Consider the following 25,063-nt stretch of genomic DNA (forward strand, 5'->3'; position numbering starts at 1 on the left):
GGTCAGGCCCGGGCCGCGGCCGGCTGGGGAGTCGGCTGCGGGATCGCGCCGAGCACGTCGTCGAGCACCTCGGCCGCCGTCCGGCGGTTCAGCTCGGCCTCCGGCGTGAGCACGATCCGGTGGGCGAGCACCGCGTGCGCGATGGTCTTGACGTCGTCCGGCGACACGAACGACCGGTCCTCGATCGCCGCCGCGGCCCGTGCGGCGGCCACCAGCGCGACGCTTCCACGGGGACTGGCCCCGTAGCGCACGGCGGGGTGTTCCCGCGTCGCCGAGGCGATCTGCACCGCGTAGCCCGCAACCAGCGGATCGACGTGCAGCCGCCGCACCTGCGCGATGACCGCGGCGAGCTCGGGGAGATCGAGGACGGGGGTCAGCGCGTCCGGGTCGACGCCCGTCGCGGCGCCGAGCACCACGCGGACCTCGGCGTCGTGGTCGGGGTAGCCGACGCCCACCCGCATCAGGAACCGGTCGAGCTGGGCCTCGGGGAGCCGGTAGGTGCCGTCGAGCTCGATCGGGTTCTGCGTGGCCACGACCAGGAACGGCCGCGGCACGGCGTACGGCACCGAGTCGACCGTGACGATCCGCTCCGCCATCACCTCCAGTAGCGCGGACTGCGTCTTCGGCGTGCCGCGGTTGATCTCGTCGGCGAGCACGACGTTCGCGAAGACGCCGCCGGGGCGGAAGTCGAAGCTACCGGTGCCCTGCTGATAGATCATGACGCCGGTGATGTCGCCGGGCAGCAGGTCCGGGGTGAACTGGATCCGGCTCCATCGGCCGCCGATGCTGCGCGCCAGCGAGCGGGCGAGGCTGGTCTTGCCGGTGCCGGGGACGTCCTCCAGCAGCAGGTGACCTTCGGCGAACAGGGCGACGGTGGCGAGCCGGACGACCTCCGGCTTGCCCTGGATGACGCGCTGGACGTTCTCGGCCAGCAGTGCGGCGGCCCGGGCGGGACTCAGGGGCATGGGGAGCTCCGTGGATATGGATCGGGGGAGATCAGTCGGTCGTCACCGACACGGGGTCGGTCCGGATCGTGGTGCCGTCGGGGTTCCGGGCCGTCAGCACCACGGTGTAGGTGGTCTCGGAGTCGAGCCCGCCGACGGCGATCCGCGTGCGGGCGCGGTCGCCGCAGGTGCCCGACCAGCGGATCTCACCGCCGACGCTGAGCGCGCACGGCCCGGTCGCCCCGCCGCCGTCGGTCGCGGTGACCGTGATCGTGTCGTCGCCGTCGGCCTTCGCGGCCAGGGCCATCCGGACGGCGCAGCCGCTCCTGGACCGGGTGGCCGACGTCGCCGTCGTGGGGGGCCCGGTGAGCAGCCGACCGCCGGGCGTGCGGGTGACCGCGCGGACGGACACCGTGTACGGGACGGCGCACGGTTCGCCGGTGACCGGGGGCAGCGACGTCGCGGTGGTCGTCCGGGTCGTCCGGACCCCGGTCGCGGACATCAGGCTGACCTCGTAGCGCACCAGGTCACCACCGCCGAGGTCCGGTGCCGTCCATGACGGCGCGAACGCCGAGGGCCGCCTCGCGTCCGCGGCGAGCGTGAGCCCGACGGGCGCGCCGGGCCGGACGACGGCGGCCGACGCGGTCACGGCCGCCGACAGGGGGCCGGTCCCGGCGGCGTTGGTCGCCGACACCGCCACCCGCACCGGGCGGTCCACCGTGCTGTGCAGTGTCGCGGACGTGGCGGTCGTGGTCGTCGCGACGGCGCGGTCGAGCACCACCGTGTAATGGTCGACGACGCCGGCCGGGGCGCGCCACGAGACGGTGAGCACGTCGCCCTGGCGCTTGACCGCGACGGCCGTCGGTGCCCGGGGGACGACGACCGGCGCGCCGTCGGGGTCCGTGCCGGCAGGTGTGCCGCCGGCAGAGACCTCCGCGACAGCGCGGGCGACGCCCGCCGACGACGTACCGCCGGTGGTGACCGTGGTGGCCGATCCGTCGGGTTCGACGACGGTCGTGGCCGTGCCCTGCGGGTCGTCGACGTACAGGCGGCCGTCCTCGCCGCGGGTCGGGCCCGTCGCGCCGGGTGCGAGGTCGATGCTCCGCAGCGGTGCGCCGGTCGCGTCGAACGTCCGCAGGCGGCCCCGGTCGAGATCGAGGACGGCGACGACGTTCCCGACGGCGGCGGGAGCGGCGTAACGGCCCGGACCGAGATCGACCACGACCGGGGTGCTCCCGCCGGGGTCGGCGAGGACGAGTGCGCCGCGGCCGGGGACGACGACGGGAAGCCGGCCCGTTCCGTCGGCCTGACCGACCAGCACGGGGCCGGTCAGGTCCGTGCCCACGGCGACCGGAGTGCCCGCGTCGATCGTCAGCGTGCCGGCTGCGGTGTCGAGCCACGCCGGTCGACCGGCGACGACGGTCAGGGCCCCGACGGCGTCGGGGGCGGTGCTGGCCGCGCAGTCCAGCGTCACGGCCCCGCTGCGCAGCCCGCACACCTCGCCGGTGTCGGGTCGGTGCACCCACACGGTGCCGTCGGCGGTGTGCACCGGCGTGCCCACCGGCCCGCCGACCTCCACCGACGTCGGCGGCTCGCCCAGCCGGACGATCGTGCCCGCCTGCGGGTAGACCAGGTACGGCCCGCCGACGACCTCGACGCCGACCGGGACCTCGTCGTGCCCGGTGGGCGCCGGAGCGCCGACGGTGAGCGCCGCGCGCGCGAACGGCGATACGGCCTCGCGGGCGACGACGAACCCCTGACGGTGGCCCTGCAGCACGGCGAGCGGGTCACCGGCGGCCGACGGCACGTCCACGCGGGCGTCGACCCGCCGGGTGCCCGCGTCGACGTGGAACGCCGCGCGCTCGATCCGGTTGTAGACCCAGTGCCCCGGCTCGCGGAACGAGACCGACGGCGGCCCGGAGCCGGTGGCCACGACCGCCGCGGCGACGACCGCGGCGAGGGCGCCGATCGTGACGAGGAGTGTGACCGTGTGCGATCGCAGGGTCGCGAGTGCGCGCACGTGCTCCTCCGATCGGGTGGCGGATGTTCCTTCCACTCGTCGGTAGGACGGTCGGCGTGACGCAGCGTTGTCACGCGTTTCGCGATCGAGATGAACCCGGAGCCGTGGATCAGTTGTCGGGCGGTCCCTGGTCCTGCGGACGCGCGGTCACCGTGGCCTGCGGCAGCTCGACCTTGTCGCCGTCGGTCAGCCCCGAGCGGACCTCCACGTAGTCGTCGCCCACGAGCCCGGCCAGGAACGGCATGGAGACCGGTGTTCCGTCCGGGCCGGTGATCGTCACGGTGGGTTGCCCACCGCTGCGCCGGACCGCGGCCGCGGGCACCCGCAGCACGTTGTCGGCGACCTCGACGCGCACGTCGGCCTCGGCGGTCTGGCCGTCGCGCAGCCGGTCCGCAGCGCCGTCGACGGTGATCGTCGCGTAGTAGCTGACGATGCCCGACAGGTCGACCCCGCTCGGTGCCACGCTGGTCACGCGTCCGGTGAGGGTGTCGTTCGGCAGCGCGTCGACGGAGACCTGGACGGGTTGCCCCGGCAGGACGCGGGCGGCGTCGGCCTCCTCGAACGGCACGACCACCTGGAAGGAGTTGGCGGAGTCCAGCGTCAGGAAGGCGCCTGCGCCGGGTGCGGCACTCCCGCCCGTGCCCGTGCCGGTGCCGCCGGAGGTGGCGGGCAGCGGTGCCCTGCCGCCGGGAGCCAGGGCGGTGACGGCCGACGGCGGCGCGACGACCTCGCCGGCGGTGCCGTTGATGGCGGTCACCGTGCCCACCGCCGGTGCGATGATCACCGTCTCGTCGAGGTCGCGCTGGGCGATCACCACGCCGGCGCGGGCGTCCTCGACCTGCGCGCGCTGCGCCGCGATGTCCTGCGGGCGGTCGTTCCCGGCCGTCCCGAGCTGGTTCTGCGCCGTCACGACGCCCTGCTGGGCGTTCTGGATCGACACGTCGCCCGCCGCCCGGTCCGTGTTCTCCCGCTCCTCGGCGGCGTCGAGCGCGGTCTGCGAGGCGACCACGGCACCCTCGGCCTGCTGCACGGCGGAGCGGTCGGAGAGCAGGCGGCTGCAGGCGGCGCCGGTGCGGCCGTCGGCGAGCGCGACGTCGTCGTCGACGTCGTCGTCGAGCGGGGACGACGCGGCCCGCAGCCCGACCCGCTCGGTGACGACGCGACCGCTGCCGCCGGAGTCGCCGTTGCCGCCGGAATCGCCGGAGTCGCCGGAATTCCGGCGATGGCGCGTCGGCTGGCTGGTCGGCGTGGTCGTGGGGGGAGGCACGGTCACGGTGACGGTGGTGCCCGGCTGGCCGCCCGGCTGCTGGCCGCCCGTCGAGGGCGTCGTGGGCACGCCGGTCGGTGCGGCGGTGGTCGGCACGGTCGCGGCGGCCGCAGGAGGCGTCGTGGCTGTCGCCGTGGTGGTGCGGGGGCTCGCCCGGCACGCGGACCGGTCCGCGTCGTACTGCTGCTCGGCCCGGTCCAGCGACGACTTGTCGAAGCTCAGCTGCGTCTGGGCCCGCGAGGTGGCCGACCGGTTCGCGGCGTTCGTCGCGTCGACCTGCCGGCGCGTCGCCCGCTCGATGTCCTGGGCCTTGTCCAGCGAGGCCTCTGCCGCCTCGACGCTGTTGCCGCCGATCAGCTTGTTCAGCGTGGCGGTCTGCTGGGCGAGTGTGGCCTGGCGTTGCGCCAGGGTCTGGCGGGCGACGGTGTCGTCGATCCGGGCGAGCACCTGACCGGGCTGGACCTGGTCGCCGACGTTCACCAGCACCTCGGTCACGGTGCCGCCGTCGGCGAAGCCGAGGCTCTGGCGCCCGCCCGGGGCGATGGAACCCGATGCCGACACCGCCAGCGCGACGGTGCCGCGGTCGACGACGACGGTCGGGGGACCGGTCTCGTTGTTGCCGGAGCAGCTCACGGCCACGATCGTGATCGCCACGATGAGGACCAGGGCGGTCGCGATGAGCAGGATCGTCCGCCGCCTGCCGTGCTGGCGCACCGGCGTCGACGCGATGTCCTGACTCATGGAACCTCCTTCTACTTCTTCTTCGATAACGGGGGGAGCGGCCGGGTGGCTACTGGTACCTCAGTGCCTCGATCGGGCGCAGTCGTGCGGCGCGGTTGGCCGGGTAGCCGCCCGCGACCAGTCCGATCAGCAGGCTGACCGTCAGGGCGAGCACCACCGAGCCCGGGGAGACCGCAGGGACGGGGAAGTCGGGCACGAGCCGGGGGAGCACGAGCCCGCCGAGGAACGTGATGCCGAGCCCCACCAGCACGCCGAGCATCCCGCCGAGCCCGGCGAGCACTGTCGACTCCAGCAGGAACTGCTGCAGGATCGCGCGGCGCGTGGCCCCGATGGCCTTGCGGATACCGATCTCGCGGGTCCGCTCGGTCACCGACACCAGCATGATGTTCGCGACGCCGATCCCGCCGACGACCAGCGAGATGCCGGCGATTGCGCTGGTGAACAGCGTGAGGAAGGTCAGGAACTGCGACGCCTGGTCGATGAAGTCCTGCTGGGCGCGGGCGTCGAAGTCGCGTTCGGTGGAGTCGGTGATCCGGTGCCGCTCGTCGAGGATCGACGTCACCTGCTGCAGGGCCGCGGGGACGGCCTGCGCCGACCCGGCGGAGACGATCACCGTGTTGATCTCGTCGCTGCCGCCGAGCACGTAGCTGCGCGCGGCCTCCAGCGGCATGTACGCGACGTCGTCGTTCTGTGCCGGTGCGGCGACGCCGATCACCCGGAACGTCGTACGGCCGATCCGGATGCGCTGGCCGATCGCGTCGCCGGCGTTGCCCGCGAACAGTTCGGTGACCGGCTGCGGCCCAAGCACCACGACCTTGGCCTTCGACCGCTCCTGCTGCTCGTCGAAGAACGAGCCGACGACGAGGTCGATGTCGGTGACGTCGGCGTAGTTCGCCGTCGTGCCGGTGATCCCTGTCCGGTAGCCGACCTGGCCCTGCTGCTGCAACAGGGCGCTGCCCGTCACCAGCGGCGTGACGGTGGCGACGTCCGGGGCCAGTGCACGGTCGGTGAGCGCGTCGACGTCGGCGTCGGTCAGCGGCTGCGCGGACCGGTCGCCCTCGGTCGGTGACACGGTGATCTGCGTGGTGAGCGAGGAGAACTGCTCGGTGAACCCGGCCTGGATGCCGTTGCCCAACGCGACCAGCACGATCACCGCCGACACGCCGATGATGATCCCGGTGGTTGTGAGCACCGAGCGCAGCCGGTTCGCCCGCAGGGCACGCAGGGCGATCCGCAGCGCCTCGGTGAGGTTCACAGCCGCACCCCGCGCCGGTGGGGGGTGTCGCTGGTGATGCGCCCGTCGTCGAGCCGCACCACCCGGGTCGCGTAGCTCGCGACGTCGTCCTCGTGCGTGATCAGCACGACCGTCCGGCCCGCCTCGTTGAGCTCGACGAGCAGCTTCATCACGTCGTCGGTCGAGACGCTGTCCAACGCACCGGTCGGCTCGTCGGCGAGGATCATCGCCGGGTTCGTGACCAGGGCACGGGCGATCGCCACCCGCTGCTGCTGGCCGCCGGAGAGCTCGTTGGGCATGTGACCCGCCCGCGCCCCGAGCCCGACGCGTTCCAGCGCAGCCTTCGCGCGGGCGGCCCGGTTGCCTTGACTCGCGTAGACCAGGGGCAGCTCGACATTGCGCTGTGCGCTGGTACGGGGCAGCAGGTTGAACGACTGGAACACGAAGCCGATCTTGCGGTTGCGGATGGCGGCCAGCTGGTTGTCGTTGAGTCCGGCGACGTCGACGCCGTCGAGCCGGTAGCGGCCACTCGTCGGGGCGTCCAGGCAGCCGAGGATGTTCATCATGGTCGACTTGCCGGACCCCGAGTGGCCCATGATCGCGACCATCTCGCCCTCGTCGACGTTCAGCGAGACCCCGTCGAGGGCCCGCACCTCGATGGCGCCGGTGCTGTAGACCTTGGTGACGTCCTCGAGCTCGAGCATCGTCACCTCCGCCCGGAGGCTGCCACGATCGCAACCCTTTCGTCAGACATGAGGACGCCGCCCCGCTACCACCTGTGATGACCTTGCGAGAAGGTACCTCCCTCCGGTGGGGGGTGGGCTGAGAGGCGCCTCAGCCGGACGGCTCAGCGCGGGGGCCTCGACGCGTGGGCGGCGGTGCAGTGAAATGGCCGGATGGACGCAGCCGCCCAGAACGACCCAGTGCAGAACTCCTCGGCGCAGGACCCCCCCGTGCTGTGGGCCCCGGACCCCGAGAAGGCGCGCGGATCGCGGGTCGCGGGGTTCGCACGCTGGGTGCAGGAGCACCGCGGGGTGGATGACGGGTTCACTGCTGACGAGTTGGACTACGCGGGTCTGCACGACTGGTCCGTGCGTGACCTCGACGGATTCTGGTCGGCGGTCGCCGAGAACCTGGGCGTGATCTTCCACGAGCCGCCGACCGCGACGCTCGGCCGACGCGAGATGCCGGGCACCCAGTGGTTCCCGGGTGCGACGCTCAACTACGCGGAGCACGCGCTGACCCCCGGTCCCGGGCGGGGCGACGACGACGTCGCCGCGATCGGGATCGTGGAGGACGACGGTCCGGACGCCTACCGCGAGCGCGTCGTCACGCACGCGGAGCTGCGCGAGCTGGTCGGGCGAGCCCGCGCGGGCCTCGCGGCGGCGGGTGTTGGCCGCGGTGACCGGGTCGTCGCACTGGTGCCGAACTCCGTCGAGACCCTGGTCGCGTTCCTCGCGACGGCGTCGCTGGGCGCCGTGTGGTCGTCGTGCTCGCCGGACTTCGGGTCGCGTGCCGTGCTCGACCGCTTCACGCAGATCGAGCCCACGGTGCTGGTCGCCGTTGACGGCTACCGCTACAACGGCCGTGCGTTCGACGTGCGCGAGACCGTCGCCGCGCTGCAGAAGGCGCTGCCCACGCTGCGGGCGACGGTGCTCGTGCCGCACCTCGACCCCGACGCCACGCTGGAGGGCACGGTCCCGTGGGCGGAGCTCACCGCCACGGCGGCGCCGCTGGAGTTCACCCACGTGCCGTTCGACCAGCCGCTGTGGGTGCTCTACTCGTCGGGGACGACCGGCCTGCCGAAGGGGATCGTGCAGTCGCACGGCGGGATCGTCGTCGAGCACCTCAAGGCGCTCGCGCTCCAGTACGACCTCGGCCCCGGCGACCGGTTCCTGTGGTTCACCACCACCGGCTGGATGATGTGGAACTTCCTCGTCGGCGGGCTGCTCGTCGGCTCGACGGTCGTGCTCTACGACGGGAGCCCGGGGCACCCGGACCTGGACGTGCTGTGGGGGGTGGTCGAGCGGCACCGGGTGGGGGTGTTCGGCACGTCGGCGCCGTTCCTGCAGGCGTGCCAGAAGGCCGGCCTCGCGCCGGGCGAGCGGCACGACCTGTCCGGCGTGCGCACGCTGGGCTCCACCGGCTCGCCGCTGGCGCCCGAGCAGTTCGCGTGGATCGCCGAGTCGGTCGGCGCACACGTGCAGATCTCCTCGATGTCCGGCGGCACGGACGTGTGCACCGCGTTCATCGCCAGCGCTCCGACGGTGCCGGTGTGGCTGGGTGAGCTGTCGTGCGCGGCGCTGGGCGCCGACATCCACGCCGTCGACGAGAAGGGTGACGACGTCCCGCTCAGCAACGACCCGGCCGACGTGGGCGAGCTGGTGATCAACCAGCCGATGCCGTCGATGCCGGTGGCGTTGTGGGCCGACCCGGACGGAAGCCGGCTGCGCGAGGCGTACTTCGCCGACTTCCCGGGGCGGTGGCGGCACGGCGACTGGCTGCGCGCCACGCCGCGCGGGTCGTTCGTCATCAGCGGCCGGAGCGACTCCACGCTCAACCGGGGCGGCGTCCGGATGGGCACCGCCGACCTCTACGCGGTGATCGAGGGCTTCGACGAGGTCGTCGACTCGCTGGTGATCGACACCACCGCGCTCGGCTCCACGGAGGAGGGCGCTCTGGTGTGCTTCCTGGTGCTCGCCGACGGGGCGTCGCTGGTCGACGTCGAGCCGTCGCTGCGCACCGCGTTGCGCAAGGAGCTGTCGCCACGGCACGTCCCGGACCGGTTCGTGCTGGTCGATGAGGTGCCGCGGACGCTGAGCGGGAAGAAGTGCGAGGTCCCGGTGAAACGGATCCTGGCCGGCGTGGACCCGGAGAAGGCGGTCAGCCGGGGGGCGCTGAAGAACCCCGAGGCGCTGGCGCCGTTCCTGGAGATGGCCGGGCGGGCCTGACGGTGGCGGGGATGTAGCGAAAGCGGCTTTCAGTGCGTTCAGTGCACCGAACGCCGCTTTCGCTACATGGGGGGCGGGCTACTCGGTGAGGTCCGTGGTCGGCAGGGCGCCCAGCATCGCGAAGGCGTCCAGGTAGGGCGTGACGTCGCCGCGGACCGTCCACCTGCGGAGCTGGGCGGCCGAGCGGCGGGTGACCAGGGCGCGGGCGAGGTCGAAGTCGGGCGCCCGGAGCACGACCTCCGCGTCGTCCACGGACCCGCGGGAGGCCCAGGTCCAGACGTCGCCGACGAGCGCGATCGGCGGCAGGGCCTCGACCCGCCCGGCGAACCGGCCGACGAACCGCTCGCGGATCGCCCGCAGCCCGTCGGTGTCCTGGCCGCCCGGGACGCGAAGTGCCCCGCGCAGGTCCTGCTCGTGGATGATCACGTCACCGAGCGGGCGGACGTTGTTCGCCCGCATCCACGCCCGGAGGGGATCGGCGACGGCCTGCCACTCGGCGACGAGCGCGGCGACGTCGCGGTCGCGCCGCTCGGTGACGTGCTTGCCCGTCCACGCGTCGTTGTGGTCGTCCGGCTCGTCACCGGCGACGACGTCCACGCCGAGGCCGACCATGTGCGACAGGAGGTCGCGCACGGTCCAGTCCGGGCACGACGGCACCATCGCCGCGGCACGGTCGGGCGGCAGGTCCGCCACCAGGTCGATCACCCGCTGCTGGGCCCTGCTCCACTCCGCGATGGCGTCCACGGGCACACCCAACCACTCGGTGCCCCGCCCGCCCGGCTCGACTTCAGCCGCCGCCCGGGTGCTCGCCCGGCGGCGGCGCTGCGTCCGGGTTGGCGCCCTTCGTCGACGCCCCGCCCGGGCTGCCGCCGCCCACCGAGACGTCACCTTCCGCGTCCGCGGTGACGGCGGAGGCGGGACCGGCGCCGCTGACCTGGGTGCCCGACAGGGGAGTGGTCTCGACGCCGGGGGCGCCGTCGCCGAGCTGGTCCACCTTCTCGTCCGGGGCGGGATCGCCGCGCTTCACCGCGGCGAGCAGGAGCTGGGAGACGTCGAGGACCTCGACGTTCTCCCCGCGGTCCTCGTTCTGGCGCTGGGTCAGCCCGTCGGACAGCATCACGCGGCAGAACGGGCAGCCGGTGGCGATCTTCTCCGCGCCCGTGTCGAGCGCCTCGTCGACCCGCTCGAGGTTGATCCGCTTGCCGATCTTCTCCTCCATCCACATCCGCGCGCCGCCGGCGCCGCAGCAGAAGGAGCGGTCGGCGTGCCGCGGCATCTCGGCCAGCCGCACCCCGGCGGCACCGACGAGAGCGCGCGGCTCGGTGTAGACCTCGTTGTGCCGGCCCAGGTAGCAGGGGTCGTGATAGGTCACGTCCACCGTCCGGTCCGGCGCGGCGACCGGGACCAGCTTCCCCTCGCGGACGAGGGTGTTGAGCAGCTGGGTGTGGTGCACCACCTCGTAGTGGCCGCCCAGCTCTCCTTCTTGGCTGAGCTGCGGGTACTCCCGGCCGAGGGTGTTGAAGCAGTGCGGGCAGGTCGTGACGATCTTCCGCGTGCCCGGTTCGCGGCCCTCGAACACGCCGTCCAACAGCTCCTTGGTCTGGGCGGCCATCATCTGGAACAGGAACTCGTTGCCCGACCGCCGCGCCGGGTCGCCGGTGCACGACTCGTCGGTGCCGAGCACCACGTAGTCCACCCCGGCGCGGTGCAGCAGTTCCGCGGTCGCCCGGACGGTCTTCTGCGCCTTGTCGTCGAACGCGCCGGCGCAGCCGATCCAGTACAGGTACTCGGTCTCCGGGGCGAGCTCGCCTGATCCATCAGCACCGAACAGCGGCACCTCGAAGTCGAGGTTCTTGGTCCAGTCGAGCCGGTTGCGGGCGTTCTGCCCCCAGGGGTTGCCCTTGTTCTCCAGATTCTTGAACAACGTGGCGAGCTCGGTGGGGAACTCGGTCTCGATCATCACCTGGTAGCGGCGCATGTCGACGATGTGGTCGACGTGCTCGATGTCGACCGGGCACTGCTCCACGCACGCCCCGCAGCTCGTGCATGACCACAGCACGTCCGGATCGATCACCCCGTTGGCCTCAAGAGAACCGACGAGCGGGCGTTCCGCCTCCCGCAACGCGTCGACCGGGATCGTCGCCAGCTTCGCCTCGGCGCCCTCACCGGTGATCCCGACCTCGTCGCCGCCCATGTCGCGGCGGCCTCCGGCCAGCAGGTAGGGGGCCTTCGCGTAGGCGTGGTCGCGCAGCGCGTTCACCAGCAGCTTCGGCGAGAGCGGCTTGCCGGTGTTCCACGCCGGGCACTGGCTCTGGCAACGGCCGCACTCGGTGCAGGTGGTGAAGTCCAGCACGCCTTTCCAGGTGAAGTCCTCCACCCGCCCGGCACCGAAGATGTCGGTGTCCGGGTCGGCCTCCTCCAGGTCCAGGACCTTGCCGCCGGACATCATCGGCTTGAGCGCCCCGAGCGCCTTGTACCCGTCGGCCGGGCTGAGCAGCGAGCCGCGCTTGAAGTAGATGTTGGGGAACGCGGTGAACCGGTGCCACGCCACGCCCATCGTCGGCTGCAGGGCGATGACGATCAGCCACACCGTCGCCGACACGATCTTCAACGTCGCGAACACCGACACCAGCACCGGCGCGTCCGGCAGCAGCGACCCGATCGCCTGCCCGATTCCTATCGAGACGGGAGCCGACCACGCCGGTACGTCCAGCGCCCCGATCGCGTGCTTGGCCGCGCGGACCAGCAGGATTCCCGCGCCCTCAACGAACACGACCGCCTCGACGAAGTACGCCCGCCCCATGTGCGAGCCGTAGAACCGCGACGCCCGCCCCAACCGGCGCGGGTTCGCCACCTGCCGGTAGATCGACAGCACCACGATGCCCAGCACGGTGCCGACCCCGAGCAGCTCCACCAGCAGGCTGTAGGGCCCCCACTGGCCGATCAGCGGCAGGTGGAACCGCGGGTTCCAGACCTCGCCGTAGGCCTCCACCAACGCCAGGAACAGCCCGCCGAAGCCGACCATCACCAGCCAGTGGAAGACCCCGACATGGCTCCACTTGAGCATCCGGGTGTGACCGAGGGTCTCCACCAGCATCGTCGTGAGCCGCGGCCCGAACGGACCGGTGCGCGTCCCGTCCGGCTGGCCCACGCGGATGATCGCCACCATCCGCGCCACGGTCCGCGCCACCAACACGACCGCCACCACGGTCAACAGCGCCGTGGCGACACCCAGCACGACCTGCACGGCGCTCATCCGACATTCCTCCCCGCAACGCTGCAGGCGGCCGTCGCTCGTCGCGACGCGCACGGTCGTCGATCCACACCCGCCGTCCTACCCTGCGCCCCGCGCCCGCGCCTGTCGACCTGGCCGGCCGTGAGGAATCCCGCAATCGCCGATGTGGCACGGCGGCGCCCGTGGACGGCGATCACCGCACACCGGCATCCGGGAAGTCCGTCCGGGCATCGGCCGTCACTTCCCCATTATGGGAGAAGCGCGCCTTCAGGAAGCCGTGCCGCCGGCGGGCTCCCCGTACAGGGCGCCTCCGCCGGAGCAGACCGACTCAGCCCGACGACTCAGTGTGCCGAATTGTAGGCCTCGATCACGGCCTTCGGGATCCGTCCGCGCTCGGAGACCTCGTGCCCGTTCTCGCGGGCCCAGGTCCGGACCGCGGCGGTCGCCTCGCGGCTGGGCCGCGCGGGCGCCGCCGGGGCCTCCGACGTGCTGCTGCGCTGGCTGCGCGGCCGGCGGCTGCCGGTGCGGCGCGCTGCGGCGACGAAGGTGGCCAGCGAGTCGCGCAGCTTGGCCGCGTTCTCCTCGGAAAGGTCGATCTCGTAGGCGCGTCCGTCGAGCGCGAACGAGACGGTGCCGGACGCTTCGGAGCCGTCGAGGTCGTCGACGAACCGCACGTCCACCTTCTGAGCCATTTGCCACTTCCGTTTCGATCGGTTCCCACGGTCGCTGGCAGATTGTGGTGCCTTTACTGCAGAAAGGCAAATCGACCGATCGCGCCATCGGAAATGGCGTCAGGCGACGACCTGGACGCGGTCACCCGGGCTCAGTTCGGAGAAGAACGCGCGCGCGGCCGACGCGGTCAGGTGGACGCACCCGTGCGACTTCTGGCGCACCGAGCCCTGGTGGAAGGCGATCCCGCCGTTGAAGAACACCGAGTACGGCATCTCCCGGTCGTAGATGGTGCTGACGTGGTCCTGGCTCTTGTACGTGACCCGGAAGGTCCCGGGCGGCGTGGCGAAGCCTTTGCGCCCGTGGCTGACGGGCACGGGTCCGGACACGATCTTGCCGTTGCGCAGCAGCCACGCCTGATTGGTCGAGAGCCGGACGCAGGCCCGGACGGTCGATGCGCACGGCATCTTCTTGGCGGCTGCGGCGGGAACGGTCGCCGGGGCCGCGGTGGCGGCCGTGGCGGTACCGAACAGGGTGCCGACCAGGGTGATCGTCAGCACGAGGGCGCGAAGAATGGTCACAGTGTCATCGTCGCCGAAGCCCGCTTGATCGGTACCGCCTCGCGGCGTGCGATCCCCCACAAGGATTAACGAGCGGTGATCACGACCTTGAGCGCTTCGTGGGCGGACGCGTTGCCGAACACCTCGTAGGCCCGGTCGATCTCGTCGAGGCCAAACGTGTGAGTGCCCATCTTCTCGGCGGGGATCCGGCCGCTCGCGACCATCGTCAGCAGGGTCGGGATCGACGTGGTGTCGACCAGCCCCATCGTCAGTGTCACGTTCTTGATCCACATCTCCTGCATCGGCAGCTCCACCGGTACCCCGTGCACGCCGATGTTCGCGATCGTGCCGCCCGGGCGGACCAGCGCCGCGGCCGTCTGCAGGGTCTGCGGGTAGCCCACGGCCTCGATGGAGACGTCGACGCCCAGTCCGTCGGTCAGGGCGAGCACGTCCGCGACGGTTCCCGGCCCGACCTCGACGGCGTCGGTGGCGCCGAACTCCAGCGCCTTGGTCAGCCGGAACTTGTTGGAGTCGACCGCGATGACGCGCGAGGCGCCCCACAGCCCGGTGGTGAGCACCGCGGCGAGCCCGACGGCCCCGGCCCCGACCACCGCCACGGTGTGCCCGGGCCGCACGTTGCCGGCCAGCACGCCGACCTCGTAGCCGGTGGGCAGCGAGTCGGCCAGGAAGATCGCCTGCTCGTCGGTGACGCCCTCGGGCATGCGGTACAGAGAGGTGTCGGCGTACGGCACGCGTACGGACTCGGCCTGCGTCCCGTCGATGAGGTGGCCGAAGATCCAGCCGATGCCGCCGACAGTCTGGCAGTGCGAGGGCATGCCGCGCTGGCAGTAGGCGCACCGGCCGCACCGGGTGATCGCCGGGACGAGCACGCGGTCGCCGACGGCGAAGCCGGTCACGGCCGCGCCCACCTCGGTGACCGTGCCGACCGCCTCGTGACCGAGGATGCGGCCGTCGGTGACGGCCTCGACGTCGCCTTGGAGGATGTGCAGGTCCGTCCCGCAGATCGTGGTGGTCTCGACCCGGACGACGACGTCGGTCGGATCGACCACCGCCGCGTCGGGCACGTCCTCCCAGGCCTTGCTGTTCGGACCGTGGTAGACGAGTGCCTTCATCCCAAATACCTCCAGGGCTCCCGGCCGGGCCCGGCCGAGCCGGCCGCGAGCGACGCTAACGGCGGCCGGTCCTCGTGGATGTCGCACAATGCGACGCCCGGCGTCCGTCACTGGACGGAAGGACCTCGCGCGCCCACGGATGCGCTTGGTGAGCTGGGGCCCGACGACGAGAGGTGCGTGTGATGGCGTCTGTCCTGGTGCTCAACGGCCCGAACCTCAACCTGCTCGGCACCCGCAAGCCCGAGGTCTACGGCAGCACCACGCTCGCCGACGTCGAGGAGATGTGCCGGCAGGAGGCCGGCAAGCTCGGCCTGGACGTGGTGTTCCACCAGTCGAACTGGGAAGGCCAGATCATCGACTGGATCCACGAGACGGGCGCCGCGGTGAAGGCGGGGGAGTCGATCGGCGCGGTCTACAACCCCGGTGCGCACACCCACACGTCCGTCGCCATCCGCGACGCGATCGAGGGCGCGAGCCTGCCGGTGATCGAGTGCCACATCTCGAACGTGCACGCCCGCGAGGAGTTCCGGCACCACTCCTTCATCTCCCCGGTCGCCCGCGGGGTCGTGATCGGGTTCGGGGTGCTGGGCTACACGTTGGGCATCCAGGCGCTGCACCGGCTGACCCAGGCCGAGAAGTGAGCCGCGGAGGATGAACGGCGAGGTCCGCATCGCCGTCGCCGGTGCGGGCCTGATCGGCCGCCGGCACGTCGAGGAGGTCGACGCCAGCCCCGTCGCGACGCTCGCCGCGATCGTCGACCCCGGTCCGGTCGGCCCCGAGCTGGCGCAGAAGTACGGCGTGCCGCTGCACTCCTGCATCACCGAGCTGTTCGCCGCGGGGAGACCGGACGGCGTGATCCTCGCGACCCCGAACCGGATGCACGTCGACGGCGGGCTCGAGTGTGTCGCGGCGGGCGTGCCCGTGATCGTGGAGAAGCCCGTCGGCGACACCGTCGAGGGCGCGACGCGGCTCGTGGAGGCGGGCGAGGCGGCGGGCGTGCCGGTGCTGACCGGCCACCACCGCAACTACTCGCCGATCATGGCGACGGCCCGGGAGATCGTGCGCAGCGGGAAGCTCGGGACGGTCGTGGCCGTCACCGGGACGGCCCTGTTCCACAAGCCCGACGACTACTTCGACGTCGGCGACGGGTGGCGGCGGCAGCCCGGCGGCGGGCCGATCCTGCTCAACCTGATCCACGAGGTGAACAACCTCCTCTCGCTCGTGGGCCGGATCGTGCGGGTGCAGGCGGTGACGTCGAACGCGACGCGTGGGTTCCCCGTGGAGGACACCGCGGCCATGGTGTTCACCTTCGCCAACGGTGCGCTGGGCACGTTCCTGCTCTCCGACACCGCCGCGTCGCCCCGCTCGTGGGAGCAGACGTCGGGGGAGAACACCAGCTACGCCAGGTACGACGACGAGGACTGCTACCACATCGCCGGGACGTCGGGGTCACTCTCCGTGCCCACGATGCGGCTGCGCACCTACCCCGGCCCGCGGTCGTGGTGGGAGCCCTTCACCTCGACGACCGTCGCGCTCGAGCACAGCGACCCGCTCGCGAATCAGATCGCGCACTTCTCCGACGTGATCAGGGGCGCAGCGACGCCGATCTGCTCCGGGCGTGACGGTCTCGACACCCTGCGTGTCGTGGAGGCCGTCGTCGAGGCGGCCCGGACCGGTACCCCGATCGAGATCGACTGAGTACACGTCACGGGGATGTCACGAGCACGACCCGTGATCAGCAGGGCTCGATGACGCTTGTATGTTCCATCCATCGGGTGGCGGAGAGTGGCCGGTCCCCACCCGCCGTCGTTGGGGACACCCCCCTCGTCACTCCGTGGAGGATCCCGCGTGCCCGAGACCAACGCGCCGTCGTCCGCTGCGCAGGGGATCGACCCGTCGCTGTTCGACGAGCCGGCGGCCGTCGACCCGGTGGCCGGACCGGTGGCCGTCGACACGACGGCCGAGTCGCCGACGGAGGTGATCTCCGCCGTGCCCGCACCGCGCACACGCCACCGCAAGGCCGTGACGGCCCGGACCGAGATGACCCGCCGCATCCTCCGCATCGCGGTGCCCACCACGCTGGTCGCCGCCACGCTCGTGGCCTGCACGACGTCGTCCGGGCCGCCGCCTCCGCCGACCGTCCGCGTCGAGCGGACGAGCGTGACCACGGCCGTCTCCTCGTCCGGCTCGCTCACCGCCGTCACCTCGCAGAACCTCGGCTTCCTCAAGGGCGGGCAGCTCAAGACCGTCGACGTCAAGGTCGGCCAGAAGGTCACGGCGGGCCAGGTGCTCGCCACCGTCGACGACACGCAGCTGCGGCACGTGCTCGAACAGCAGCAGGGCCAGCTCGCCTCCCAGCAGGCCGCGCTGAACCGGATCGTCAACGCCACCACGGTGACGGGCGCCGAGAACACCACGAACCAGGCGGGGGAGATCCTCGACGCCACCCAGGACCAGGCCTCGGCCACCGTGGACGCCGACGACGTGGCCGTCGAGCGCGCCAAGAAGCAGCTCGACTTCGACGAGGACGCCAGCGACGACATCGACGACCAGCTGGACCAGGCCGAGAACGGGTGCGACGCGTCCGGCGGCACGCCGTCGAGCTCGTCGATCGACACCTCGGGCCTGCTGTCGGGGATCCTGGGGCAGTCCGACTCCGACGGCGACGGTGACGGTGGCGGTGACGGTGACGGTGAGTCCGACTCCGCGAAGGAGCGCAAGAAGCGGCTCGAGGCCGCCCTGAAGGCCGCGGGAAGCCTCGCCGGCTCGCTCGTGTCGTCGTCCGCCTCGTCGTCGAACCCGGCCTGCATGCAGGTGGCCACCCTCCAGTCGGCGCAGACCCAGGCGGACCGGCAGGTGGTGGCCAGCCGGACGGCGCTGGAGCAGGCGGAGGCCCGCCGCGACGTCGACGAGGCCTCGAGCCGCGTCCAGGTCGAGAACGCCCGCCAGGGCGTCGTGACCGCGCAGAACAACCTCGATTCGGCCCAGACGGACCGGCCGTCGCTGATCGCCCAGCAGCGGGGGCTCGTCGCGGTGTCGCAGGCCGCGGTGGCCTCGGCGCAGAAGGACGTCGACGACACCGTCCTGCGCGCCACTGCGGACGGCACGATCGCCGCCCTCAACGGCGCCGTCGGCGAGGTCCTCGCCCCGAGCGCGGGTACGACCCCGCTCGCCCCGGGCAGCACGGGCGCCATCCCCGGTGCCGACACACCGACCAGCCCGGCGGCGGGCACGGTCAGCCGGCCCGGCGGAACGCAGTTCCTCGTACTCGACAACGTCGACACCTTCGAGGTCGTCGTGCCGTTCGAGGAGTCCGACGCGGTACGTGTGTCACCCAACCAACGGGTGGACGTGCGCTTCGACGCCGTCCCGGACCTGACTCTGCCGGGTAACGTCGTAGCTGTGTCACCGTCGGCGTCGGCGCTCTCCGGAGTGATCAGCTACTACGTGACCGTCGGGCTGAGCCAGTCCGACCCACGGCTGCGCAACGGCCAGACCGCGCAGGCGTCGGTGGTCACCTCCGAGCTGCGCGACGTCCTGGCGGTGCCCAACACGGCGATCCGTCGCCAGGGCGGGCGGACGCAGGTGACGGTGCAGCGGTTCGACGGTCAGCAGGTCGTGGACATCACGCCCGGCGTGGTCGGCGACACCTACACACAGGTGCTCTCGGGGCTGTCGGCGGGCGACGAGGTCGTCGTGCCGAACGGCCGCTGACCAGTCCGTACAGGAAGAGGAGGCGCGACCATGTCGAGCCCGAACGACGGGCCCCCCTCGGGCGGAACCGCGACGGATCCGACCGGCCCGCGGGCCGACGGCAACGGGTCCGACGGCGCCGGGTCCGACGGTGCCGCCGCGCCCGACAAGCCGGCAGGCCGCCGTGGGCTGAAGCGCTCCACGAGGGTCGCGCTGCTGATCATCCTCGTGATCGCCCTGCTCGCCGGTGGGGTGTTCGCCGCGAGCTACTTCCTGGACGCGCGCAACTACGTCACCACGGACAACGCCCAGGTCGACGGCGACAAGATCGCGGTCAACGCGCCGTCCAGCGGGACGCTGATCGACTGGCGGGCGAACCAGGGGGCCGAGCTCACCGCGGACCAGGTGGTGGGCCGGATCAAGGTCAACGGTGGTTTCGTGCAGCCGCAGCAGTCGATCCGAGCGCCCGCCGACGCCACCGTCGCGGTCGACAACGGCGTGGAGGGCGCGTTCGTCACCGCGGGGACGCAGCTCGCGCTGGCCTACGACTTCTCCAAGGTCTACGTCACCGCGCGGGTCGACGAGACCGACATCGACGCCGTCACCATCGGGCAGCGGGTCGACTTCACGGTCGACGCGTACCCGGGCAACGAGTTCCACGGCGTCGTCCGCGAGATCCAGGGCGGCGCGGCGGGGGTGTTCTCGCTGTTCCCGCAGTCGAACTCGTCGGGCACCTTCCAGAAGGTGACCCAGGTGATCCCGGTCAAGGTCTCGATCGACGACCTGCAGGGGCTGAACCTGGTGCCGGGGATGAACGTCACGGTGAAGATCCACAAGAACAACAACTGACCGATCCCGTCGATCAGCGCAGCAGCATCGACCAGGCGCTGACCGACCACTCGGCGACGGGGTCCGCCTTCCCCTGCCGCCAGACCCGCACGACGTGGTCGCGGCCGCCTGCCGCGAGCAGGCGGTTGTCAGCGGTCCAGGCGAGCAGGCGGGAACCGAACTGCCGCTGCGCGCTGTCCCAGCGGCCCGGGGCCGCCCCGTGCACCGGCCACGTGACGATCCCGCCCGTGTCCGCGACGGCGACGGCGTCGCTTCCCGGCGCCCAGAGCGGGTTCTGCTCCAGCGCCGGACCTCCGGGAAAGCGGCCGGTCGCGGCGCCGGTGCGGCCGTCGAACACCCGCACCACGCCGTCGCCGGCCGGCGCGGTGCTGGCCGTGGCGACCGCCGTGCCGTCCGGGGACCAGGCGACGGCACCGACGTGCGCGTCCTGGCGGGCGACGGGCTGGGTCGTGAAGCCCACGGGGAGGCGGTGGAACAGCACCAGGTGCGGCGTCGCCGAGAACCCGGCCGCGAGCGCCGTGCCGTCCGGCGACCAGGCGACGCTGCTCGCGGGGCCGGGTGCCGCGAGGCGCCGCACCGGGCCCGGGCCCCCGGCCGACACGTCGACCACCACCAGCTCGTTCGCCTCGTCGCAGCGGACGACGACGGCGTCGGACCGCGGCGACCACGCGACCCGCCCGGTGTAGGACGCGAAGACCCGGGTGCTGCCGAGCAGCGCCCCGTCGACCGCGCGCCAGACCTGCAGGGCACCCGTACCGTCGACGGCGGCGAGCCGGGAGCCGTCGGGCGACCATTCGAGCCCCGTCGCGCGGAAGGAGCCGCGGTACCCGGCCAGGCTGCGCGTCGCCGTCAGGGTGTCGGCGGCGCGGAGGGTCAGGCGGCCGTCGTCGTCGCCGACGGCCACCGTCCTGCTGTCCGGCGACCAGGTCAGCGCCCCCGCGGACGGCTCGTCGGTGCCGTATCGGTACTCGGCCTCGGTGTTGCCGGTCAGGCTGTTCCAGATCCGCAGCGCCGGGGGCGCCCACAACCCGCCGCGCACGACCGCGACGACGTGCACGCCGTCCGGGGCCACGGTGGGCTCGTCGAGGTACCCGACGCCGTCGACGGTATCGGACACCAGCCGGATCCCGAAGGGCGCGAGCAACACCAGCGCCACGCCCACCATCGTGAGCCGGTGACTCCACCGGAGGCGGGGAGGCCGCGCATCCGGATCGGCAGGGTCGGCTCGGACCTGCGCGTCGAGCCGGACGAACAGGTCGTCGTGGCGCGTCGTGGCCGGTCCGGGGGGAACCGTCACCGCCGGCCGGTCGGCCAGTTCGCGCATCGTCTCCGGGAGGTCGTCCGGGTCGGGTGCCGACGCCCCGTCGACCAGCACCGGCAGGGTCGCCACACCGGCGTGCAGCGCCGTCTCGACCTCGACCCGCACCGGGTCGCGCACGTGCATCAGGCGTCGCCTGCCACTGCTGTTCGTGCTCGCGGTCCAGTCGGTGCCGATCACGATGCAGACGACGTCGCACCGGGACACGGCCCGGCCCACCTCCTCGCGCAGCGACGACCCCGACCGCACCGCAGGCGGCCCCACGACGACCGCGCCCCTGCCGTAGCGGCGACGCAGCGCGGCGACGACGCGGCCGGTCTCGGCGGCGGAGTCGGACCGCCGGTGGCTGAGGTAGACCCGTGGCCGCCTACGGAGCAGGCCGCTGCGGTGCACGACCAGCGCCACCAGAGCGGCGAGCAGGGCCCCGGCGACCCACTGCACGGCCTCGACGCCGTGGTCCGGTTCGCCGAGGAACAGCACCACGAGCAGCGCGACGTAGAGCGGGCACGCCCACAGAAGCGCGCGTGCGTTCCGCACGGCACCACCCGTCGCCGCTGCAGGTGTCGCGGTGTCGATACCGCATAGAGGCGTGGGAGGGCGTCCGTGATACCTCTGTCGGGCGTGTCACGCTCTGTTTTCAGACCTCGACGTGCACGGCGGGGCCCTTGGCCTTGGGAGCCGGGCCGGAACGCAGCAGCAGGGCGAGCCCGACGCCCACCGTCGTGATCACCGCGGTGACGATGTACAACCCGTCCATCGCCTCGACGAAGATCTGGGCCTGCAGCTGCTGGTAGGTGGCGTACATCCCCGCGAACTCACCCGCCTGGCCGGACCCGAGCACGGGCATGTCCGTGCCCGAACTCATCATCCCGGCCCGGTCGGCCCCGAGCTGCGCCTGGGTGCGGCTGACCATGGCGGTCAACACCGCCAGGCCCAGCGCGGCGGAGGTGCGCTGCACCACGTTGTTGAAGGCGCTGGCCCGGCTGACCATCGAGGGGGGCACGGCCGCGATGCCGCCGGTCATGATCGGCATCATCGCGATGCCCATGCCGAAGGCGCGCAGGCAGAGCAGCCAGATCAGGTGCCCGTGCGAGGTCTCGAGCGTCAGCACGTGCAGCTCGTAGGTGCCCCACGCGACGATCGTCAGGCCGATCACGGCGGGCCAGCGGGGGCCGAAGCGGTCGTACACCCGGCCGGCGACCGGCATGCACACCGCCATGACCAGCGCCTGGGGCAGCAGGAGCAGCCCGGCCTCGAAGGCCCCCAGCCCCTGGGACTGCTGCAGGTAGAGCGGTATGTAGAACAGCACCGTGAACAGGCCCACCGACAGCACCGAGATCAGCAGCAGCGAGTTGGTGAACGGCCAGAAGCGGAAGACTCGCACGTCGAGCAGCGGGCGGTCGACCTCGAGCTCGATCACGATGAACAGGGCGAAGCTGAGCACGGCCACCGTGAGCAGGATGAGGACCTTGTAGGACGTCCAGCCCCAGTCCTGGCCCTCGGTCAGTGCGAGCAGGAGGGTGAACAGCCCCGTGCCGATCGTGAGGAAGCCCAGCACGTCGAAGCGGCCCTGGTAGGCACCCGGGAAGCGCGGCAGGATGATCAACGCCGCGAAGAAGCCGACGATGCCGACGGGCACGTTGATGAAGAAGATCAGCCGCCAGTCGACGTACTCCACGAGATAACCGCCGAGCGTCGGGCCGACGGCCGGCGCGACGATGATCCCGAGCCCGTACATGCCCATCGCCGCGCCGATCTTCTCCTTCGGCACGATGCGGTAGAGGATCGTCAGCGTCACCACCGGCAGCACGCCACCGGGGATCGCCTGGATGACCCGGAACACGATCATGGAGTTCAGGTTCCAGGCCAGACCGCACAGCGCCGATCCCGCGGCGAAGCCGATCAGCGAGATGTTGTAGACGCGGGTGGAGCCGAACCGGTCGCCGCACCACGCGCTCACCGGCACGACCACGCCCAACGCCAGCGAGTAGGCCGTGGCCACCCACTGGATCTCCTCGGTCGTCGACCCGAAGTCGCGCTGCATCGTAGGGATCGCGACGTTGACGATGCTGACGTCCAGCACCGACATGAACATGCCGGTGATCAGCACGATCATCGGCAGGCCCCAGCCCTGCTGGGGCGCAGGAGTGGGGGCGGCCGGTGCGGGCGGCGGGGCGGTGGTCCGCGGTGCGGGAGAGGGCGGTGCGGGTGGTGCCGGCGGGGTGGTCGCACGCCCGTTCGCTCGCGGCGCCTCCACCGTCGTACCGACGACGGCGGGGCGTTCCACGGCAGGAGTTGCCATAGCTATCAGTCTTGCACAATGTGACATCGCTGCCTTTTCCACGGCGATATCGGGTGACCCCGGAATTCGTTCTTCAGTGATGATCCGGACGAATTCGACAGGCATGCTGCAACGGGTGGTCGATGCGGCGCGGGAGGTGGCGGGCGCCGGTAGGATGGTGACCGCGGCCACAGGGCGTCGGGGTTGCCGTGGCCGCCGGTACGAGGAGGCCACATGCGCCGCACGCTCTACGACGACGACCACGAGGCCTTCCGGGCCTCGGTGCGCACCTTCGTCGACAAGGAGATCGCCCCCCACGTCGACGAGTGGAGTGCCGCCGGGATCACGCCCCGGGAACTCTTCACCGCCGCAGGCCGGCAGGGGTTCCTCGGCATGGAGGTCCCGGAGGAGTACGACGGCGGGGGAGTGGCCGACTTCCGGTTCAACGCCGTGCTCGGCGAGGAGCTCCTCCGGGTCCCGGATGCGGGCGCCGGGCTCGGCATCGCCCTGCACAACGACATCTGCCTGCCCTACTTCCTCGGCTACTGCACCGAGGAGCAGAAGCAGCGCTGGCTGCCCGGCATCGTCTCCGGCGAGCTGGTCACCGCGATCGGCATGACCGAGCCCGGCATCGGGTCGGACCTGGCGTCGATGGCCACCACCGCCATCCGGAAGGGCGACCACTACGTCGTCAACGGCGCGAAGACCTTCATCACCAACGGGATCCACGCCGATCTGGTGATCACCGCGGTCAAGACCGACCCCACCGAGCGCCACCGCGGCATGTCGCTGCTCATCCTCGAGCGCGGCATGGCGGGCTTCACCCGGGGCCGCAACCTGGACAAGCTCGGCCAGCACGCCCAGGACACGGCCGAGCTGTTCTTCGACGACGTGCACGTCCCGGTCGGGAACCTGCTCGGACCGCAGGAGGGCCAGGGTTTCGTGCAGCTCGTGGCGAACCTGCCGCGGGAGCGGCTGTCGATCGCGGTCGCCGCGGTGGCGTCCGTCCGGTCGGTGCTGGAGATGACGCTCGCCTACGTCAAGGACCGGCGGGCGTTCGGGCAGCCCGTCGGGACGTTCCAGAACTCGCGGTTCGTCCTCGCCGAGATCGCCACCGAGCTCGACGTCGCGCAGCATTACGTCGACGACTGCGTCCGCGCGCTCAACGACGGCGAGCTGACGGCGGTGGACGCGGCGAAGGCCAAGTGGTGGACCACGGAGCTGCAGGGCCGGGCGATCGACCGCTGCCTGCAGCTGCACGGCGGCTACGGGTTCATGAACGAGTACCCGGTCGCGCGGGCGTACGCCGACGCGCGGGTCACGCGGATCTACGGGGGCACCACGGAGATCATGAAAGAGGTCGTCGGTCGGGACCTCGGGCTATGACGGCGGCCGTCACCCGGACGGGGCGCGTGCTGCGTTGCGTCGTGAGCGACGCGGCCCGGCACGGGACCCTCGACTTCGACGCGGTGTGCGCGGTGACCGCGGCACTGCGCGCCCTCGAACCGGACGTCGGCGCCGTGCTGCTCGCTGGCGAGGGGGCGCACTTCTGCACGGGCGCGGACGTCGGCATCTTCGCCACGGCGGGCGCCGACGGGGCTGACATCCGGTCGTCGGTGCGAGAACTGGCGGGGGAGCTCCACGACCTCGTCAGGGCGCTCGTCGAGGTACCCGTACCGGTCGTCGCGGCGGTGCGCGGCTGGGCGGCCGGCGCAGGGATGAGCCTGGTCCTGGCCGCGGACATCGCGGTCGCGGGCGCTTCGATGGGGCTGCGTCCCGCCTACTCCGCCATCGGGCTCTCCCCGGACGGCGGGCTGACCTGGACGCTGCCCCGGGCGGTCGGCGCCGCGCGGGCCCGGCACATCCTGCTGACCGACCGGGTGCTCCTCGCGGAGGAGGCGCTCGCGATGGGATTGGTCGCGACGGTCGTGCCGGACGACCAGGTCGACACCGAGGCACTCGGGCTGGCGCAGCGACTCGCCGACGGACCCACCCGCGCGCTGAGTCGGACGAAGCGGCTCGTGCGGGCCGATGGCGACCTCGACGCCCAGCTCGACGCCGAGGCGGACGCGATCGCCGAGTCGGTGACGGACGCCGAGGGCCGGGAGGGTGTGGCGGCGTTCCGCGAGCGCCGGGCGCCGAGGTTCGTCGAGTGACGCCTCCCCGAC

Annotated in this window: 19 protein-coding genes; 7 read left to right on the forward strand and 12 right to left on the reverse strand. The window is 72.2% G+C overall.

From position 1 onward, the window contains the following. Window positions 1–2: 2 nt before the first annotated feature. The 5 genes from RM445_RS12810 to RM445_RS12830 form a co-directional block, all read right to left on the reverse strand. Window positions 3–965, reverse strand: a complete 963-nt coding sequence (locus RM445_RS12810) for an AAA family ATPase (RefSeq protein ID WP_311556439.1) — start codon at window positions 963–965, stop codon at window positions 3–5. A gap of 31 nt (window positions 966–996) precedes the next feature. Continuing rightward, window positions 997–2,964, reverse strand: a complete 1,968-nt coding sequence (locus RM445_RS12815; RefSeq protein ID WP_311556440.1) for an NHL repeat-containing protein — start codon at window positions 2,962–2,964, stop codon at window positions 997–999. Window positions 2,965–3,073: 109 nt separating this feature from the next. Then, window positions 3,074–4,972: an HlyD family efflux transporter periplasmic adaptor subunit gene (locus tag RM445_RS12820; protein WP_311556441.1), complete on the reverse strand. Its 1,899-nt coding sequence runs from the start codon at window positions 4,970–4,972 to the stop codon at window positions 3,074–3,076. 49 nt (window positions 4,973–5,021) lie between these two features. After that, on the reverse strand, window positions 5,022–6,227 hold the full coding sequence (locus RM445_RS12825; RefSeq protein WP_311556442.1) for an ABC transporter permease: 1,206 nt from the start codon (window positions 6,225–6,227) through the stop codon (window positions 5,022–5,024). Further along, window positions 6,224–6,910 (reverse strand): ABC transporter ATP-binding protein, encoded by a 687-nt coding sequence (locus tag RM445_RS12830; protein ID WP_311556443.1) that lies wholly within the window; start codon window positions 6,908–6,910, stop codon window positions 6,224–6,226. The genes RM445_RS12825 and RM445_RS12830 overlap by 4 nt, the downstream gene beginning before the upstream one ends. Before the next feature lie 192 nt (window positions 6,911–7,102). On the opposite strand from RM445_RS12830, the gene RM445_RS12835 reads away from it, so the two are divergent. Further along, the gene (locus RM445_RS12835; RefSeq protein ID WP_311556444.1) at window positions 7,103–9,157 is read left to right on the forward strand and encodes an acetoacetate--CoA ligase; all 2,055 of its coding nucleotides are present in this window, start codon (window positions 7,103–7,105) and stop codon (window positions 9,155–9,157) included. 78 nt (window positions 9,158–9,235) lie between these two features. Here the strand turns inward: RM445_RS12835 and RM445_RS12840 are convergent, their stop codons facing one another. The 5 genes from RM445_RS12840 to RM445_RS12860 all read right to left on the reverse strand — a co-directional run bounded on the left by RM445_RS12840 (window position 9,236) and on the right by RM445_RS12860 (window position 14,754). Continuing rightward, complete coding sequence (locus tag RM445_RS12840) at window positions 9,236–9,901, reverse strand: maleylpyruvate isomerase family mycothiol-dependent enzyme (RefSeq protein WP_311556445.1); 666 nt, start codon at window positions 9,899–9,901, stop codon at window positions 9,236–9,238. 43 nt (window positions 9,902–9,944) lie between these two features. Further along, window positions 9,945–12,413, reverse strand: a complete 2,469-nt coding sequence (locus RM445_RS12845; RefSeq protein WP_311556446.1) for a (Fe-S)-binding protein — start codon at window positions 12,411–12,413, stop codon at window positions 9,945–9,947. Window positions 12,414–12,733: 320 nt separating this feature from the next. Then, the gene (locus RM445_RS12850; RefSeq protein WP_311556447.1) at window positions 12,734–13,084 is read right to left on the reverse strand and encodes a histone-like nucleoid-structuring protein Lsr2; all 351 of its coding nucleotides are present in this window, start codon (window positions 13,082–13,084) and stop codon (window positions 12,734–12,736) included. A 99-nt stretch (window positions 13,085–13,183) separates the two neighbouring features. Then, on the reverse strand, window positions 13,184–13,642 hold the full coding sequence (locus RM445_RS12855) for a L,D-transpeptidase (protein WP_311556448.1): 459 nt from the start codon (window positions 13,640–13,642) through the stop codon (window positions 13,184–13,186). Between the two features lie 65 nt (window positions 13,643–13,707). Next, window positions 13,708–14,754, reverse strand: a complete 1,047-nt coding sequence (locus RM445_RS12860) for an alcohol dehydrogenase catalytic domain-containing protein (RefSeq protein ID WP_311556449.1) — start codon at window positions 14,752–14,754, stop codon at window positions 13,708–13,710. A 182-nt stretch (window positions 14,755–14,936) separates the two neighbouring features. Here RM445_RS12860 and aroQ point away from each other — a divergent pair, with 182 nt between their 5' ends. The 4 genes from aroQ to RM445_RS12880 all read left to right on the forward strand — a co-directional run bounded on the left by aroQ (window position 14,937) and on the right by RM445_RS12880 (window position 19,296). Continuing rightward, on the forward strand, window positions 14,937–15,395 hold the full coding sequence (gene aroQ, locus RM445_RS12865) for a type II 3-dehydroquinate dehydratase (RefSeq protein ID WP_311556450.1): 459 nt from the start codon (window positions 14,937–14,939) through the stop codon (window positions 15,393–15,395). Between the two features lie 10 nt (window positions 15,396–15,405). Then, window positions 15,406–16,452, forward strand: a complete 1,047-nt coding sequence (locus RM445_RS12870; RefSeq protein WP_311556451.1) for a Gfo/Idh/MocA family protein — start codon at window positions 15,406–15,408, stop codon at window positions 16,450–16,452. 150 nt (window positions 16,453–16,602) lie between these two features. After that, window positions 16,603–18,468: an HlyD family efflux transporter periplasmic adaptor subunit gene (locus RM445_RS12875; RefSeq protein WP_311556452.1), complete on the forward strand. Its 1,866-nt coding sequence runs from the start codon at window positions 16,603–16,605 to the stop codon at window positions 18,466–18,468. A gap of 30 nt (window positions 18,469–18,498) precedes the next feature. Then, the gene (locus RM445_RS12880; RefSeq protein ID WP_311556453.1) at window positions 18,499–19,296 is read left to right on the forward strand and encodes an efflux RND transporter periplasmic adaptor subunit; all 798 of its coding nucleotides are present in this window, start codon (window positions 18,499–18,501) and stop codon (window positions 19,294–19,296) included. 13 nt (window positions 19,297–19,309) lie between these two features. Here RM445_RS12880 and RM445_RS12885 read toward each other — a convergent pair whose 3' ends face one another. Continuing rightward, entirely contained in the window at window positions 19,310–21,151 is a 1,842-nt protein-coding gene (locus RM445_RS12885) for a hypothetical protein (protein ID WP_311556454.1), read from the reverse strand. Between the two features lie 100 nt (window positions 21,152–21,251). Then, window positions 21,252–22,916: a DHA2 family efflux MFS transporter permease subunit gene (locus RM445_RS12890; protein WP_311556455.1), complete on the reverse strand. Its 1,665-nt coding sequence runs from the start codon at window positions 22,914–22,916 to the stop codon at window positions 21,252–21,254. A 213-nt stretch (window positions 22,917–23,129) separates the two neighbouring features. Here RM445_RS12890 and RM445_RS12895 point away from each other — a divergent pair, with 213 nt between their 5' ends. Beyond that, window positions 23,130–24,281 carry an acyl-CoA dehydrogenase family protein gene (locus RM445_RS12895; protein ID WP_311556456.1) on the forward strand — a complete coding sequence of 384 codons (1,152 nt, stop codon included), beginning with the start codon at window positions 23,130–23,132 and terminating at the stop codon, window positions 24,279–24,281. Continuing rightward, the gene (locus tag RM445_RS12900; protein WP_311556457.1) at window positions 24,278–25,051 is read left to right on the forward strand and encodes an enoyl-CoA hydratase/isomerase family protein; all 774 of its coding nucleotides are present in this window, start codon (window positions 24,278–24,280) and stop codon (window positions 25,049–25,051) included. The genes RM445_RS12895 and RM445_RS12900 overlap by 4 nt, the downstream gene beginning before the upstream one ends. The last annotated feature ends 12 nt before the right edge of the window (window positions 25,052–25,063 follow it).

It is taken from the genome of Pseudonocardia charpentierae, assembly GCF_031845345.1.
Classification (GTDB): Bacteria; Actinomycetota; Actinomycetes; order Mycobacteriales; family Pseudonocardiaceae; genus Pseudonocardia; species Pseudonocardia charpentierae.